The organism is Priestia aryabhattai B8W22, assembly GCF_000956595.1.
Classification (GTDB): Bacteria; Bacillota; Bacilli; order Bacillales; family Bacillaceae_H; genus Priestia; species Priestia aryabhattai.
Genome location: NZ_JYOO01000020.1, coordinates 82,742 through 97,950, shown reverse-complemented (window position 1 = coordinate 97,950; position 15,209 = coordinate 82,742). Strand labels below are relative to the sequence as shown.

Annotated in this window: 16 protein-coding genes and 1 pseudogene; 5 read left to right on the top strand and 12 right to left on the bottom strand. The window is 35.3% G+C overall.

Translation table 11 applies throughout. From position 1 onward, the window contains the following. The first annotated feature begins 12 nt into the window (after positions 1 to 12). Positions 13 to 138 (top strand): DUF5412 family protein, encoded by a 126-nt coding sequence (locus tag N178_RS26770; RefSeq protein ID WP_237758496.1) that lies wholly within the window; start codon positions 13 to 15, stop codon positions 136 to 138. A 538-nt stretch (positions 139 to 676) separates the two neighbouring features. On the opposite strand, the gene N178_RS16450 is transcribed toward N178_RS26770, so the two are convergent. Together N178_RS16450 and N178_RS16445 are read right to left on the bottom strand one after the other, a co-directional pair. After that, positions 677 to 1,840, bottom strand: a complete 1,164-nt coding sequence (locus tag N178_RS16450; RefSeq protein ID WP_045293556.1) for a DUF418 domain-containing protein — start codon at positions 1,838 to 1,840, stop codon at positions 677 to 679. Positions 1,841 to 2,245: 405 nt separating this feature from the next. Beyond that, a complete protein-coding gene (locus N178_RS16445) occupies positions 2,246 to 2,458 on the bottom strand; it encodes a hypothetical protein (RefSeq protein ID WP_045293554.1) in 213 nt (70 codons plus the stop codon). A gap of 688 nt (positions 2,459 to 3,146) precedes the next feature. On the opposite strand from N178_RS16445, the gene lepB reads away from it, so the two are divergent. Then, positions 3,147 to 3,701 carry a signal peptidase I gene (gene lepB, locus N178_RS16440; RefSeq protein WP_045293552.1) on the top strand — a complete coding sequence of 185 codons (555 nt, stop codon included), beginning with the start codon at positions 3,147 to 3,149 and terminating at the stop codon, positions 3,699 to 3,701. A 683-nt stretch (positions 3,702 to 4,384) separates the two neighbouring features. Here the strand turns inward: lepB and N178_RS16435 are convergent. Together N178_RS16435 and N178_RS16430 are read right to left on the bottom strand one after the other, a co-directional pair. Beyond that, positions 4,385 to 4,696 carry a carboxymuconolactone decarboxylase family protein gene (locus tag N178_RS16435; protein WP_045293551.1) on the bottom strand — a complete coding sequence of 104 codons (312 nt, stop codon included), beginning with the start codon at positions 4,694 to 4,696 and terminating at the stop codon, positions 4,385 to 4,387. 2 nt (positions 4,697 to 4,698) lie between these two features. After that, complete coding sequence (locus N178_RS16430; protein WP_045293549.1) at positions 4,699 to 5,109, bottom strand: tautomerase family protein; 411 nt, start codon at positions 5,107 to 5,109, stop codon at positions 4,699 to 4,701. A gap of 106 nt (positions 5,110 to 5,215) precedes the next feature. Here N178_RS16430 and N178_RS16425 point away from each other — a divergent pair. After that, positions 5,216 to 6,090 (top strand): annotated as a pseudogene (locus N178_RS16425) (LysR family transcriptional regulator). Between the two features lie 112 nt (positions 6,091 to 6,202). On the opposite strand, the gene N178_RS16420 reads toward N178_RS16425, so the two are convergent. The 4 genes from N178_RS16420 to N178_RS16405 all read right to left on the bottom strand — a co-directional run bounded on the left by N178_RS16420 (position 6,203) and on the right by N178_RS16405 (position 9,116). Further along, a complete protein-coding gene (locus tag N178_RS16420) occupies positions 6,203 to 6,829 on the bottom strand; it encodes a hypothetical protein (RefSeq protein ID WP_045293548.1) in 627 nt (208 codons plus the stop codon). A 20-nt stretch (positions 6,830 to 6,849) separates the two neighbouring features. Then, positions 6,850 to 7,386, bottom strand: coding sequence for an SF0329 family protein (locus N178_RS16415; protein WP_045293546.1), 537 nt, complete (start codon positions 7,384 to 7,386; stop codon positions 6,850 to 6,852). 265 nt (positions 7,387 to 7,651) lie between these two features. Further along, complete coding sequence (locus tag N178_RS16410) at positions 7,652 to 8,083, bottom strand: hypothetical protein (protein WP_045293544.1); 432 nt, start codon at positions 8,081 to 8,083, stop codon at positions 7,652 to 7,654. A 250-nt stretch (positions 8,084 to 8,333) separates the two neighbouring features. Next, complete coding sequence (locus N178_RS16405; RefSeq protein ID WP_045293543.1) at positions 8,334 to 9,116, bottom strand: GNAT family N-acetyltransferase; 783 nt, start codon at positions 9,114 to 9,116, stop codon at positions 8,334 to 8,336. Positions 9,117 to 9,325: 209 nt separating this feature from the next. Between N178_RS16405 and N178_RS16400 the strand changes: the two genes are divergently transcribed. Together N178_RS16400 and N178_RS16395 are read left to right on the top strand one after the other, a co-directional pair. Continuing rightward, positions 9,326 to 10,225 carry an alpha/beta hydrolase family protein gene (locus tag N178_RS16400; protein WP_045293541.1) on the top strand — a complete coding sequence of 300 codons (900 nt, stop codon included), beginning with the start codon at positions 9,326 to 9,328 and terminating at the stop codon, positions 10,223 to 10,225. A 303-nt stretch (positions 10,226 to 10,528) separates the two neighbouring features. Next, on the top strand, positions 10,529 to 11,146 hold the full coding sequence (locus N178_RS16395; RefSeq protein WP_045293539.1) for a methanogen output domain 1-containing protein: 618 nt from the start codon (positions 10,529 to 10,531) through the stop codon (positions 11,144 to 11,146). Positions 11,147 to 11,499: 353 nt separating this feature from the next. Here N178_RS16395 and N178_RS16390 read toward each other — a convergent pair whose 3' ends face one another. The 4 genes from N178_RS16390 to N178_RS16375 form a co-directional block, all read right to left on the bottom strand. Further along, the gene (locus tag N178_RS16390; protein ID WP_045293538.1) at positions 11,500 to 12,336 is read right to left on the bottom strand and encodes an alpha/beta fold hydrolase; all 837 of its coding nucleotides are present in this window, start codon (positions 12,334 to 12,336) and stop codon (positions 11,500 to 11,502) included. A gap of 36 nt (positions 12,337 to 12,372) precedes the next feature. Continuing rightward, the gene (locus N178_RS16385) at positions 12,373 to 13,464 is read right to left on the bottom strand and encodes a low temperature requirement protein A (RefSeq protein WP_045293536.1); all 1,092 of its coding nucleotides are present in this window, start codon (positions 13,462 to 13,464) and stop codon (positions 12,373 to 12,375) included. 256 nt (positions 13,465 to 13,720) lie between these two features. Then, positions 13,721 to 14,365: an isochorismate family cysteine hydrolase YcaC gene (ycaC, locus tag N178_RS16380; protein WP_045293534.1), complete on the bottom strand. Its 645-nt coding sequence runs from the start codon at positions 14,363 to 14,365 to the stop codon at positions 13,721 to 13,723. Between the two features lie 174 nt (positions 14,366 to 14,539). After that, positions 14,540 to 15,106: an NADPH-dependent FMN reductase gene (locus tag N178_RS16375; RefSeq protein WP_045293532.1), complete on the bottom strand. Its 567-nt coding sequence runs from the start codon at positions 15,104 to 15,106 to the stop codon at positions 14,540 to 14,542. Positions 15,107 to 15,209 lie beyond the last annotated feature (103 nt).

Genomic DNA, 15,209 nt, shown 5'->3' with positions numbered 1-15,209 from the left:
TAAAAGAAAAACATCTATTGGAATTACCCTCAGGAAACAGCCAAAGTTAAATGGGTAAATAACAAAACAGTTAACATTAGTGGTCATATATTGAACGTTACAAAAGATACGTTTGATGCTAATGATGTAGATAATTAAATTCTACTCTTAAACAACAAAAAGCTCTTATGAAAGAGCTTTTTGTTGTTTAACTACCTATAAGGGTGATTATGGTAACTACAAACTTACGAAGTATGAGTCTTACTAAGCAAATTTTTTATTTATTGTTATATTGTTTTATAACTGTGATTATAACTGCCATTAACAGAACCATTGCGCTATTTATAAGTAAGTAGTATCCAACTTGTAAACCGTAAAATATGGAAAAAGCGTCTCTAATGATCAACAGTGCTAATATACCGCCTATTGCCCCAAATAAAGCCGCCAGTATCAATATTGTGAAAGCAGCAGCGTATAGATTTTTCTTTTTTTTTGTAGGAGATAAATCCAATGATATTTGAAATGATAAGAAAGAAGCCGATAAGTATTAGGAAAAAGGTAGCCATTTTCTTTAATTCTCCTTTATGGATTATTAATTGGTTAAAATCCCCAATACCTAATATCACTTTAACATAAAATTCTATGTGAAAGTTTTGCTTCTTATAACATGTTTTATATTCATCAAAAAGAAGCTGACTTACATTTTAAGATCTTTCTTTATACTTTTTCTTATAGCTAAACTGGCTAAGCGTTTACGCGCTGATTCCATAGGGCCCATTTTAAAATAACGAAGCCACAAAGCAGCAACTAACATTTGAAACAAACAAATTAATACCCAAACAAAAATGACAAAGAATGAACGAGGGTGTCCACCCCACCCAAGGCCCCATCCATAAAATAAAATTGAGCTTAAAACATTTTGTAACACGTAGCAACTTAAAGACATCTTACCTACTTTCTCTAAAACGCTCCATAATGAAAAGGCCTGAAATTTTTCAATTAGAAAACTAATGGCTCCCATGTATCCAATCGATAAAATAGGGGCAAACACATACCTTACTGGAAAATCAAAGTACCCTCCAGGAACAAATAATAATAGGTTTAGAGGTAGCCCAACTAAAAGACCCGTTTTCATCATCCTCTTTCTAATATTAATACCCTTGGAATTATTGTCAAAAGCCCCTATTCTCACTAGTAAAACACCAAGTAAAAACATACATATATTAAATGGAATGACGAAAATTGCTTCCGTGCGCAGCTCCCAAAAATGAAAAAGTCGATACTGAATTTGATTTATCCATGATCCATGTTGATAAAGGTTCACCACTTCTTTTGGGACAGCAACTAGCTCACCTCCTATTGAGTTAGTTAGCACACCTAAGAACACAAGTACTATAAAGAAAAGATGAATAGCTGCTGCACTAATCATTGTTATTCGTATCATCGTTTTCCGCATTTTTACGATAAACGATACGACAATGGCAGTTACTGCATAAGACATTAAAATGTCGTACTCTAAGACAAAAATAAAGTGCAAAAGCCCTTCCATTAATAAAATCAAGGACAGCCATATGTACCTTCCTGGCCACGTCTGATTTAATCGTTTTGACTGCTGATATTTCAGTTCTAAACCAACACCAAACATAATAGCTAAGAGGCCAAGTAATTTCCCGTTAATTAAGGATAGAAAAAGGATTCTTAAAAAATCATCTCCTGATAACCACCATTTGTTATGGGTAAAAGTAAATATATAATTTACATCTCCCAGATAGGCAAACAGCCAAATGTTCGTTCCTAACGTTCCCAGAATCGCTAGTCCTCTTAATATATCTAAAGAGCGAATTCGTTTTTTATTCTCCACTTCTCATGCCCCCATCCGTTACTTTTACTTTCATTGCTCCCCTTCTTGATATGCCATAGTTCAACTATATTAGATTACGTTGCGTCACCTTCAACCCTTATTTTTAAAAGAATAAATTATTTTTAGTGCGCTAAAAAAGCGTGGATACGTTTGGAGAAGTGCAAAGACTGCCCGCTTTGGAAACAGGTTTAGCCAAAATCCAAAAGATATACTGACGTACGCAGAGTACTAATTACAAAAAAAGAAACCCTAGTATTGTTAAGCTTTCTTTTTTTCTACCATTCCACTCTAACCGACAATTGAAGATGAATTAAAATGCTTTTACTGCGACATAGCATTTTCCGACGTTTTGTAATTCATAAAATAAATAACGTCGTTGAATACACACTTTGTAAAAGCTGATACCTAGATTTTTTTCTCAGCCTCATTTATTTCTCTTTCAATAAGAGCTACTGAAAGTTCAAATGCTTGTATCCTTCTTTTAGCTAAGGTAATTTGAGATTTATATCTACTTGCATTTTCTTTAGCTTCAAACGTTTTTACCGTCTGTCGGAGTTTATGTAAAGTTGAATCAATTTGACGTTTTGCTTCAACTAATTCAGGTACATCAAATTTCATTTAAGTCTCTTCTTTATATAATTCTTATCGGTAAGATGCCTTCCCTTAAAAAGATGGTTTATCAGTAGAGCTACTGTTGTCTATATTTTTTGTGTTGTATATGAGTAGCCCTCCAAAAATACTTATTATATTAAATACAGTGAATACAAACTTACCACTTAAAACTTCTCCTAACAATATACCTGATAAACTAGTTTTTGTTTATCTATAGAAATTGAAAGGTTTCTTTAAAAGAATCTGGTTTCTTTGAGGTGTTGAGAGGTAACATTAATTTTTATTGAGATGATCAGCTGTTTCAAAATAGCCTCTGCGGAGGGGTCACACTAAATAATCCATTCAAAATTCTTCAACGCAATAAAATTTGTCATACAAATTTTGATTTTCATCTTCACAACAAAAATAGTTTGTGATATACTTCACATGTAAGGACGTTCATATGAACTAACAAACTCTTGAATGTAAAGTAGAAAAAGCTATTTCACTCCGATGCCAATACGATTGAAATAGCTTTTTTTATGTCCTGATTTCGAGAACCCCCTACCACTTCTGCTGCTATGGCCTTCTATGAAGTTTATTAATCTTGTTTAAAAATCAGCCAAACAAACCTTCAATTGTTAAATTAAAGGTTTATTTCTATATATTATGTTATACTTTTAAACATGTATTACGGTTATAGAGGAGTTTTCAATTGAAACAGAAAGAGATTTTTTCGTGGATTAAATCCATTATTATTGCCTGTATTCTGGCTTTTATGGTAAGAGAGTATTTATTTACACCTATCGTAGTAGACGGTGAATCAATGATGCCGACTTTAAAAGACAGTGAACACATTATTCTTAATGAAGTAGGTAAAAATAACCCCGATAATATAAAAAGATTTGATATTATCGTTTTTCATGCTACAAAGGAAAAAGACTATATTAAAAGAGTAATTGGTTTACCTGGTGATCATATAGAGTATCGCAATGACACGCTATATATAAACGGTAAAAAATATGAAGAGCCTTATCTAGACCAATATAAAAAAGAAATAGCCACAGGCCCATTGACTGAGGATTTTAAACTTGAGGATTATACAGGCAGCAAAACCGTTCCAGAGGGTCAATTATTTGTCATGGGTGATAATAGAATGTACAGCTTAGATAGCAGATCACCTAAAGTAGGAACAATCTCCGTAGACAAAATCGTAGGAAAAGCCAAATTAGCTTATTGGCCTTTAAAAGAATTTCAATGGATTAAGTAAAGTCTTCAAAAGCTCCCTTATGAAAGGGAGCTTTTTCTATTTCTTTACCAGTCTGTCACATGAAATGAAGCATTGTTGCTTTAAGTCCCACACTAACTGCAGCCCCTGTTTAAATTCATTTTTCATTATATTTTCTGCGAAAGTGAGAAATAGCTGCTGCTCCTACACCAACAATCAAAATTGAAAAAATAGTAGATAGCGTATCATTGGCAATAAACGTCTTCACCAGAAATGCAGATAGAAAAATAGCTACAAAACCTATTCCTAAATATGAAAGATTAATAATTGATCACTCCAGCTATAGCATTATTCCTATGTAAAAGGTTTTACAATTAAAAACATGATGAACATAATAACGGCAAATAAAGCCCCCTGAAGAACAAAGTTAATTGGTTTATGAGTATCTTCATTAGCCTTTACAAACAGCTTTGACAATCTTGTATATATCACTAATTTTGTACAAAGACTAAACAAAACACCTGCAATGATTGAAGCAATTGCTATTTTTAAGATATGAATTCACTCCTTTCTAACATGACAGAAGGATGTCCATAACTTAACATAAACACCTAAATAATACAAAAAGCTAGAGTCATAGGAAGTATTGTTTCCACCTCCTTCACCTCCATTGGCTACCAGCAACCACTCCCTTATTTTCAAATATAATCTTCACACCTCTTTTATTATTGCTTCCCCACTATATTCAGTGCTGCAGCTGCCTTTGGCCACCCCACATAAAAAGCCATATGAGTTATTAGTGCAATTATTTCTTTTTCAGTCACTCCATTTTTTTTTGCCAGCTGCAGATGAAAAGGCATTTGTTCAGTGTTGCCAATACTGATCAAAGCAGAAAGTGTACTCAAACTTCTTTCTTTCGATGTTAACGTTGGGTCTCTCCACACTTCCCCAAATAAGATATGTTCTCCATATTTCACAAAGTCAGGAGCAAGATCTCTCATGTCGTTCAGCAGCTTAGAATCAATACCGTTATTCATATTTATTTTTCCTCCTTTTGATTTACCATTTGTGCTAGTCCTTGCCCAAATGACCAGTTTTCAAGAGGTGTTTCGTTTAATGTAATAAAGATATTGTTTGTAGAAAGATCTAAGTCAGTGTGAAGTCCTTCTGCAATGGAATGGTATAGCTTCTTTTTCTGCTCGACCCTTCTTCCCTGCCCGCACGTAATGGAGATATAAATCATGTTATCTGTTCTTTTTTCTCCATTTTCTAAGAGATACTGTGAATCATAGAAAAAATGCTGAGGTGGATAAGGTAAAAACAGTTGAAAATAATCGTCTTCTGGGATATGAAAATGTTGGATTAAAGACTGATGAATACGATTGCTTACTTTTTTTAGTTCCTTATTGTTTAACTGATGTTCTTGATAATAAACGTTTACAAATGGCATGAATCATCTCCCTTTCTATATTCAGTGTACTTCCACACTCTTCATTTGTATAATTGAAAATAAGTACAATAATTATCGAAAAAACCGATAGAGATGAGGTTAGAAAGTGGAAATTAAAGAATTAACGACGTTTAAAACGATTGTGGCAGAAGGAACGTTTTCACTCGCAGCAAAAAACTAAACTACGCCCAGTCTACCGTCACCGCTCATATTAAAAAGCTAGAAAAAGATCTTGGGTTTCTTTTATTTGAACGGGGTTGGGAAGCAAAACTAACAAAGGAAGGTACACTATTTGTAGAAGAAGTAGATAGCTTGTTGAAGCACTGGGAATACTCAATCTCTCAAGCACAGCGTATAAGCAAAGAGGAAAAAGGCACAATTAAAATAGGGTTATCAGAATCGATTGCTCAAAGGTTGATGCCAGCTATATTAAGCTATTTAAATGCCGAAAAACCTTACATACACTGCGATTTCACCATTGGAAACACCGCTCTTTTATCAGAACTATTACATCAAGACAAAATTGACTTTGCTGTTTGCGGACGGAATACGAACCTTTCCGGCGTAACTTTTACTCCGCTTGGTGAAGAACAAATTCAATTTATCGTTAATACCCCTGATCACCCGCTGCTACAACAGAAAACGGTAGAAATAGCAGATATTATTCACTATCCTATCTTAATAGGAGAAAATAGCTGCTATTACTATCAATCCGTCAACCACTTTTTAACAGAGAATAATTTAGCCTTTAAGCAAGTCTATAACTGCAGTGCCCTGCACCTCATTCCAGAAATGATGTTTGGATATGCAGTAGGAATCATCCCTAGAGGCACTAGTTTAAAACCAACTAATATCCCGTTTAAAGTACAAGGGTTTGACCCTGAGATGCCTATTGGGTTATTAATTTCTGTTGAAAAAAGAACCTATTTGAGTCAGACAAAAAAGAATGTTATAGAGGTAATTAAATCTTCGTTATCGTAGATCAACACTCACGTACGATAACGTATTCACCTAAAAAAATCCTCTGCTCTGGAAGCAAAGGATTTTTTATAGTTATAGAGAGTTGGGTCTCTTTTACAGATTAATATAATACTCATTCACTATCTGTATCATGAGCATAGTTTTTTGATAAGCTGTCTTTAAAATCTTGAGGAAGCGTCATATTCCTAAAGTTTAAGCCAATTAAATCTTCAACAGCTTCATTTAAATACGACCATTTAGATGGTGATTTCATTAAATGGTCTAACAAAACAGCTTCATTAAAACCTATGACACATATATCTAAGCTCCGCTCTCCCCATATTGCCCACTTTTTAGAAGAAGAAAACCAGACAATTTTTTCTGAATGATAGTATGGAGCATCCGCAGGGTAGTCCTCCGGTCCAATTTCTAGGACATTCCTATACTCTTCACTTGATAAAGAAGTAGGAAGCTTCAAGTAATTAAAATAGCCAAACTCTTTATAAAAATAACTTGTGGGATGTGGATCTAAAACCGCAACTGTAACTTCTTTTTCACTAAAGATTTTTGTTAAATATTGTACCGTAGGCCAAAACTCCTCACACATGCCCCAGTAGAACTCTTCAAATAAGTAATAATCACACCTTTGGTTAAATACTTGATGGGGCAATTCCTTATTTGTGTTGAAGATATTTTTTAGATTGTTATTAGCAGATTGAAATTCTTTGATATCTTTAATGAAGAAATTTGTGGGCTTCACAGTATAGCCTCCTTCTTTTATTAACTGGGCTTACTATTTTCAACCTTACATCTTAGTTCATAAAATTGCATAATTAAAGGGTGCACGTCCGAATTGTACTTTAGAGCTTCCAGCGTCCTTTTCCCTAACCTTCTATCTACTAATGCAAGAGCTTGAGAAATAACGTTCCCAGAATTTAATGCTCGATCAATGGACAGCTGAGGATACTTAATGAAAGTGTCATAAACATGGTCGACGTTAAAAATACCTCTATATTCTAGAATACTTGCAGTGTAGTCCATATCACTTACCTTCCCAATGAACTCCGGGAAAAATTCATATAAACACTCTGGAAAGGGGTTGCTTGTTTTTCTCTGTACTTCTCTCCAAAGTTTATCATGTTCCATTAAATATTCTGCTGAAGAAGCATTAAAAATCTCCTTCTTATCTAGAGTAATCCAAATACGTGCCTGTTCTCCAAGAGAAACGTTATATTTAGTGAAATGAATACTCAATCTATACTTCAACTTATCACAGAATAAATTCTCCATATTTTTCTTTACTTTCGTCCACTTCATGCTATTTTTGTACTCCTCTTCCCTAAAATTATACGTTTTCGTTTCTAGAAACATATTATACAAAATATACCTAGTTCAAGTTGTTTTTCTTAATATATAGAATATACTTCATCGTTCTAGACAATAAAAAGAGCATCTAACTATTCGTTTAGATGCTCTTTTTATTCACTTTGTTTCTTAATGTTTGTAAATTGATAAATGTAATTGAATTCCCAGAAAAGTATTTATGTAAACTAGTTTCATATGTGCTATACATCGTTACATTTTAATCTTGAGATAAATAAATCCAGTTCATTTCATCAAATTCTTCAATAATATAATTTGAACCTATATCCTTTAAAATTTTATTGAAAAATTTTATATTAACTTCATGATCATACAAATCTTCTTGAATGTATTCCGTAATAATAAAATTCGTTAAATTTGTATTATTAACAAAATCTGAAAAGAACGATTTTAGAAAAAATGAATCTTCTTCATTTAATTTTTCATCATTGATTAATGAAATCTTAAACACATTTAAAATCGCGTTAATATCTTCATCCTCCATATAACATAAGGGATCTAGTTTTTTATCTTCTTCTGTAAATGGATTTCTCGTGTCTTCAATGACTACATAAGATAAGATAGTTCCCTCTCTTTCTACGTGGAAAATTTCTAAATCACGTAATTTTAAATTTCTATGAATTGATATCATAAGTTCCCCCTGTTTAAATATTAATTTAAGATATTTTAATAAAGTAGATACTGTTAAACCTAACGAGTATAGTATTCAGTTTACAGTAAAATCATCTTGTGTGCTGTTAATTGGAGGGCAAGGCTTATCGACCGCCTGCGGAAAGCGATGTTTTGCACAGAAATCAACCGCAGTGTAACAAGCGATTCACTCATGCATTCCATTCGTTCGTCTGTAGATTGAATTGATTTCGTTATGTCTCATTCTTTTTTCATTTTAATACATATAAAGCGTAATCCTCTTCATTCGAAAACCCAAGTTTATTGGCTAGTGCTTTCGATGCTTTATTGTTCTTATCGCAATCCCAAGCAGGTATAACGTTCTTTTCCAAACATTTATTTATAAACGCCTGGCCCACTATCTTTCCCAGTCCTTGTCCTCTATAGGCAGGGTTAGTCACAATATCGATTTCAGCTATTGTTCCACTATGAAAAATAGACACACATTCAGCTAGAATCTTTTCTTTATGGATAAGACAGACTCCTAATCCGTTTTTTAGAAAATTACTCTCTGATCCCCAGTACTCCACTATATATGATTCATTGAAATTCTCACTTTCCCTTAAAGAATCAGCGTTAAAGCCTTTTAACTCATAGGTATTGGACAGGCTGTACGTAGAATGAACTTTTGAAGGAAGAAACCTATACTTAGAACGCGTCATTTTCTTTACATACGTGTTGAAAGTTTCGTCAAAAAAAGTTTCCCAGTCAGACGATGGAGTAAAAACTGTAAACCGCTTCTCCTTACCATACACGTTCTCAACAAAATAACGATAGAGAAAGTTATTAAATACCACGTCATTGCCTTGTCCAAATACATAATAGTCACCTGCACGTATTCTAAGAAATCCTGATGATGGCCTCATCATATCATTTACGTATACAGATCCTTCAATAACATGATTAACGACAGAAAAAGCAAATGTAGGAGTCTTAAATGACGCTTCTAACATGTTATTTATCTTGTAATAATCTTTTGGTTCTAAACAATACATTTTATTTCCCCCCTTAATACATATCACTGTCTTCATTATATAAGTGCATGCACAAATTTAGTTATCATAATGTGCTTTATCGGTACAAAAACAGCCCGACGAATAATTAAAATAAAGGTTAATTAATCTTTTTCAAGCGAGCTAAATCAAAAAAATTTCATATATAAGTTTGTTATAATAAAGATTGTTAAAAGCAAGGAGGAGTATAAGTGCACATAAGAAAACATGAAAGGCAGTCATTTTATGCCGGATGTCAATTCATAAATATAGAAGATCAAGAAAATGAACACGACTTTCCTTTACTTATTATGTACCCTACATACCAAGAAGAAAAAGTGGAAAAGATGGGACCTTACGCGATAAGCGTTGCGCAAGATGCTCCACTTTCAAATGGATCATTTCCTTTAGTCATTCTTTCTCATGGAGATGGTAGCACGCCTCTTGCTTATCGAACCATTGCTCAGTTTTTAGCACGTAATGGGTTTATTGCGGGGATACCGCAACATCCGTTTAATAATCGAGAGGATAATACGCTGTCTGGAACAATAGATAACCTAAAAAATCGACCTACCCATATACGTACTGTAATCGATTGGTTTTTAAAAGAAAGTGCTTTTTCTTCATCCATTCATTCAAATAATATTTCTCTTATTGGCCATTCAATGGGAGGATATACAGCTCTTGCTGTAGCAGGTGGAATCCCTACTTCTTTTCCTTCTGAATCTCCTGATCAAAAGCCTTATTGTTTATCTGTTACTCAGGATAAACGTGTTCAATCACTGATTCTTTTAGCGCCAGCCACCGGATGGTTTAGGGAAAAAGGAGCCCTTGAAGACGTGAATATACCTATTTTAATGATTACAGGCGAAAAGGATACGATTACTCCTTCTTTTCACCGGGAATTTGTGTTAAATGGTGTTTCTGATTCGGAAAAAGTTCATCATATCGTTGTAGAAAATGGCGGGCACTTTTCATTTCTCAGCCCATTTCCCGACTTTATGAAATCTCCTACCTTCCTTCCCTCACAGGATCCGGAAGGCTTTAATCGCAAGGAGTTTCATGAGAATCTGCAAAACACTATATTGGACTTTTTATTACGTTCTTTTTAACAGATTAGTCCGTTGTACCACCTTTTCTTTTGAAGCAATTATATCTAGAAAGAGAAGTTAAAATCCTTTAGAAACTGATGAGCTTCTAAGGGGTTTTCATTTCCTATAAGATCCATGATGCTAGTCTCCTTCTTTCTTTTCAAAAAGAAACCAGTATTTACAAATAAATATTTTTAAATTCAAAAAACATAACACGCGATCTTGTTAATCTGTAATAATTAAGAAATAGAGATATGTAGAAAAAGTGCTGCTTATTGAATTGATATTTTTACTCTTTTATAAAATAAAAGGGGGATTTATAATATGGCTTTAAAAAAAGGGCAACTAAGCGGACATATATTCTTGGCTAAACTTATTACACAGTACGCAATGATTCATCAAAAAACGGTAGGACCCATAGCTGAAGAATATATTAAACAAATTGGTATTCGTACTGGAGAATGGATGGAAGACTTTTATAGCGATAAGAATGAAAAGTGGACGGTAGAGGAATATGCAGAAGTTATAATTGACCTTAAGAATTCAATTGGAGGTCACTTTGAAATTGTTTCCGTTCATCCAGACCATGCGGTTGTAAGCGCTACCCAATGTCCATTTGGTGACGTCGTACAGGATGCTCCTCATTTGTGCAAGATGACGTCTAGTGTGTTTGGAGGAATTGCAGCCCGTAAATTCGGCTATGGAAAAGTGAGCTTGCGCCAGCGTATTGCTCTTGGTCATCCAATGTGTGAAGTTGCTATATATTTTACAAAACACAGTGAAGAAAATGGAGATGTGTATGAAGATCTTCCTATTACGCCTTCTTATGGTAACCCTTTCAATTGGGAAGAGGAAACGATTCATATGCTTAATCAAGAACTTCGAAGAAGCGATGAAATGATTGAAACCCTTCTTGCAGAATTAGAAGAATTACGTAAATAGTATTTTATTACCACACTTAACTATTAAGACATTTTGTTCTAGTTAGAGAAGCAAAACAAGATGTAGAAAACAAAGAGCAGCCTTTAATTAAAGGTATGCTCTTTGTTTTCACCACTCATTTTAGTGATTATGGTAAGCAGAAAAAATAAAGTAAAAGTTATTATAGCTATTTAGGGATTTTATTTGTAACCTTATGCTTACGAATCAGATGCCTCACCCTAAAGAATCCTTGAAGCATTCAGAATACCTTTGTTAATTGTATGAACTGATAAAAAAGAAGCGCCCTCCGGCAACTTCTTCTCGCTTTTCCTATTCATACGTCAGGTTCTCACCTACAAAATAATCATTTATACTTAGTCTCTTAAAAAAGACAGCAGCGCTTCGTTAAATTCGTGTGCATGCGTTGCATTTAAGCCGTGTGGACCGCCTTTTATTAAGGCTAACTTGGAACCAGAAATGGCTTCATGCGTTCGTTTTCCGCTATATTCAAATGGAACAATCTCATCTGCATCACCATGAATAATAAGAGTCGGTATTGTAAACTTGGCTAAATCATCTCTGAAATCCGTTTTGCTGAAAGCGGCTATACAGTCTAATGTCCCTTTAGGCGATGCGGCTGCTGCAATATCCCGGTTGTAAAGTCGAAACGGTTCGCTGACTAAGTCATTTCCGTCTTCAGCTCCAAAAAATGTTTTTGTAAAATCATCAAGAAAAGCTAAGCGGTCATGTTTTACTCCGTTTTCAAATTCTTGAATGCCTGCGTCATCCAATGCTCCTTCAGGATGATCTTCTGATTTATAAAGAAATGGCGGTACAGCTCCTGCAAATACGGCTTTTTCTACTCTATCCGTTCCGTAATTTCCTACATAGCGAGCTACTTCTCCCCCGCCCATTGAAAACCCGACTAGCGTCACATTTGTTAGATCCAAATGTTCTAGCAGCTGATGTAAATCAGCAGCAAATGTATCATAATCGTAGCCGTCCCATGGCTGAGAAGACTTTCCGAATCCTCGGCGGTCATACGTGATGACTCTGTGTCCAGCCTCAACAAGAGCCGGAACTTGATATTCCCAAGACCGCCCGCTTAGTGGCCAGCCGTGAATTAAGACAACGGGCTTCCCAGTGCCATGATCCTCATAGTATAGTTCAATAGGTGCTTCATTTTCTGTTCCTACCGTAATTTTTGCCATTTTGCTACCTCCATTATATAGTCGTTCTTTATTTGGTTAAGTGGTCGTAAACCTAGCGTAGGTAATAAAAAAGATCGCTAATTCTCCTATGATGAGGGTGCTCGGGACGACCAAAAGTAAGTTAATAATAAAAAACACAGCTAAAATTCCTAAAAACATTCCCAAGTGATACACTTTCAAACGATGGTCTTCAAATCTATACTGATGAAAAACAAGAGTCGTTGCCGTAAAGTAAAGCAGCACGGAGCCAAATACAAAATATAAGCTGAATGTATAATGAACTTCATGTAAAAACATGAGCTTAATCGATGCTGCAATCATGCTTAGAGACATGAGAATAAGTAAGTGTCCGTAAATAATCGTTTGTCCGGCTCTTTGAATGGACTTGTTTACTTTCTTTTCTACATTCTCAAAGTACTGCCACCACATGGCAATAATCAGGACAAATGAAATAACCGAAAATAAAATAGTATTCCAATCCCCTTTTTGTGGCTGTATCACAGCAAGAATGCTGACAACGGATTCTCCAAACAGGATTAATGTTAATAAAGCAAAGCGCTCTAATAAATGAGCAGTGTTGGTCGGTAATTTTGCCAGTCGCTTATGCCCTAAAATAGGTAAAATCATATCCACTGCAATTCCTGTATACAACACGGCGTAGCGAATCCATGAATCAAAAAGAAGCGAAAGAAGCGAGATAAAAATCCCAATTCCAAAGCATGTACCTAAAAACACAGCAACTTTTTTTCTTTCATCTCGTTCAAATTTTTGAACAATAAGATATTGAAGAGCGGTTAAAGCTCTTAGTCCAATATAGCCAATCAGAAAAGAAACGTAATATTGATCAAAGTCTACAGACAGGCTTGAGATCATGATAAGAACAAACAGCATTTGAAGAATCATAAAGATGCGCTGATGCAAAAAATCTTGTCCAAACCGATTGATAAACATCGTTTGTCCGGTCCACGCCCACCATATAGGAATAAAAATTAGTACAAACTTTAACAAATACTCCCCATGAATATACCCTTGTTCAACGTGAAGCAAAACATGCGTAGCAGTAGCAACGGCTGCCACAAATAACAAATCATAAAAAAGCTCCAGCCACGTAACTTTTTTTTCTTCCACTACTCCGCATCCTTTCCTATCATTTATCAGGCTGTCGTGAATGTACGTTATTTTATATACAAGAGACGCATACTTCATGAAAGGTAGCGTAGTAAAAGATAGGTGAGCCAACGGTTCATTAGCCGGCTCACCTATCTAACAATTACTTTTATGCTGTTACATTTTCTCCGTCACATAAATGATCCATAGATGCCATTCTGCTTTCGTGTCTTATATGTAAAGAGAACGACCGATGCCAAATTTAAGCTCGACTACGTTAGACACTCTGCTTGCTGAAATCGCGCTGAGCTCCTCTATAGCTGCCCATTAAGTTTTGATAACCTGGAAGATGACTAGAAATTAAATTACCAAAACCTTCAACGTCGTTGCGCCAGTCACGCTGAAGCTCGCACGCTACGCTAAACCAGTTCATGAGCTGCGCGCCCCCGTGGGCCATGCGCGTTAACGCTGCATCCGCTACTTGCTTATTAAATGTCCCTGAAGCATCTGTCACAACAAACACTTCGTAGCCTTCTTTAATAGCAGAAAGCGCAGGAAAAGCAACGCAAACGTCTGTAACTACACCCGCGATAATCAGCTGTTTTTTGCCAGTTGCTTTAATGGCTTTAACAAACTCTTCGTTGTCCCACGCGTTAATTTGTCCAGGACGAGCTATTTTTGGCGCATCAGGAAACAAATCAACGAGTTCGTGCATAAGCGGGCCGTTGGGTCCATTTTCAAAGCTAGTTGTTAAAATAACCGGTAAATCAAAGAATTTAGCCGTATCACCAAGAGCCAATACGTTGTTTTTAAATTCATCAACACCATAATCACGTACAAGGCCGGAAATAAGGCCCGTTTGGTGGTCAACTAAAAGCACGGCAGCATCATCTTTTGAAAGGCGAGAGTAAAGATCAGACATTTTATAATCCTCCTTAAATTAAGGCAAGTAAGGATACATATACCTTTTTCATTCCTTACAAGCGGTCTATAATTTGAACGGTTTTTTGGATTTCATTTATGATCTGTTGAGTAAAACATATATAGAAAGAAAAGCTATTTCTGAGGTGAAGGTTCGTGAGGTGTGTTCTCTTTCTTAATCTAGAACAGGAACAGGCGCTTGATCAATCCAATGAATGAACTGCTGTAAGTAGCGCTGAAGATAGCGTTTTGTTGATTCATCAGTAAGTACCTTTTGTTGAGCATCAACTTTTTCATGAACTTGCGAAATCAGCATTTTGTGAAATGGCAAAACATTAACTTGCATAGCTTCCAGTACTTCTCTCGTTTGCATTTGAGCAAAAGCCGTACCAAATCCTCCAGGAGTTGCGCCAATGAGACCAACTGGTTTTCTGTTTAAAACAGAAGAGGTGCGAGGTCTTGATGCCCAGTCCAAGGCATTTTTTAACACCCCTGGAATTCCGGAATTGTACTCTGGACTTACAATAATAATGCCGTCAACATCTTGAATCGCAGCTCTAAAAGATGCGACAGATTCTGGTGATCCGTCAGCTTCTAGGTCTTCATTAAAAAAAGGCAGGCTGCTTATTTCAATCCAGCGATATTGAGCTGAGTCATCTAATGTAGTCAATGACTCAGCGATCATTCGGTTATACGAATTCTGTCGTAAACTTCCACAAATAAGACCAATGGTTTTTGTCATCTATTCACCTCCTTACTTGGAATTAATTTCATATTACCACGGTGTTTCAAATATAGATATTAGTTTTATATATAGATAAATTAATTCCTTCTTTGTACCTAAT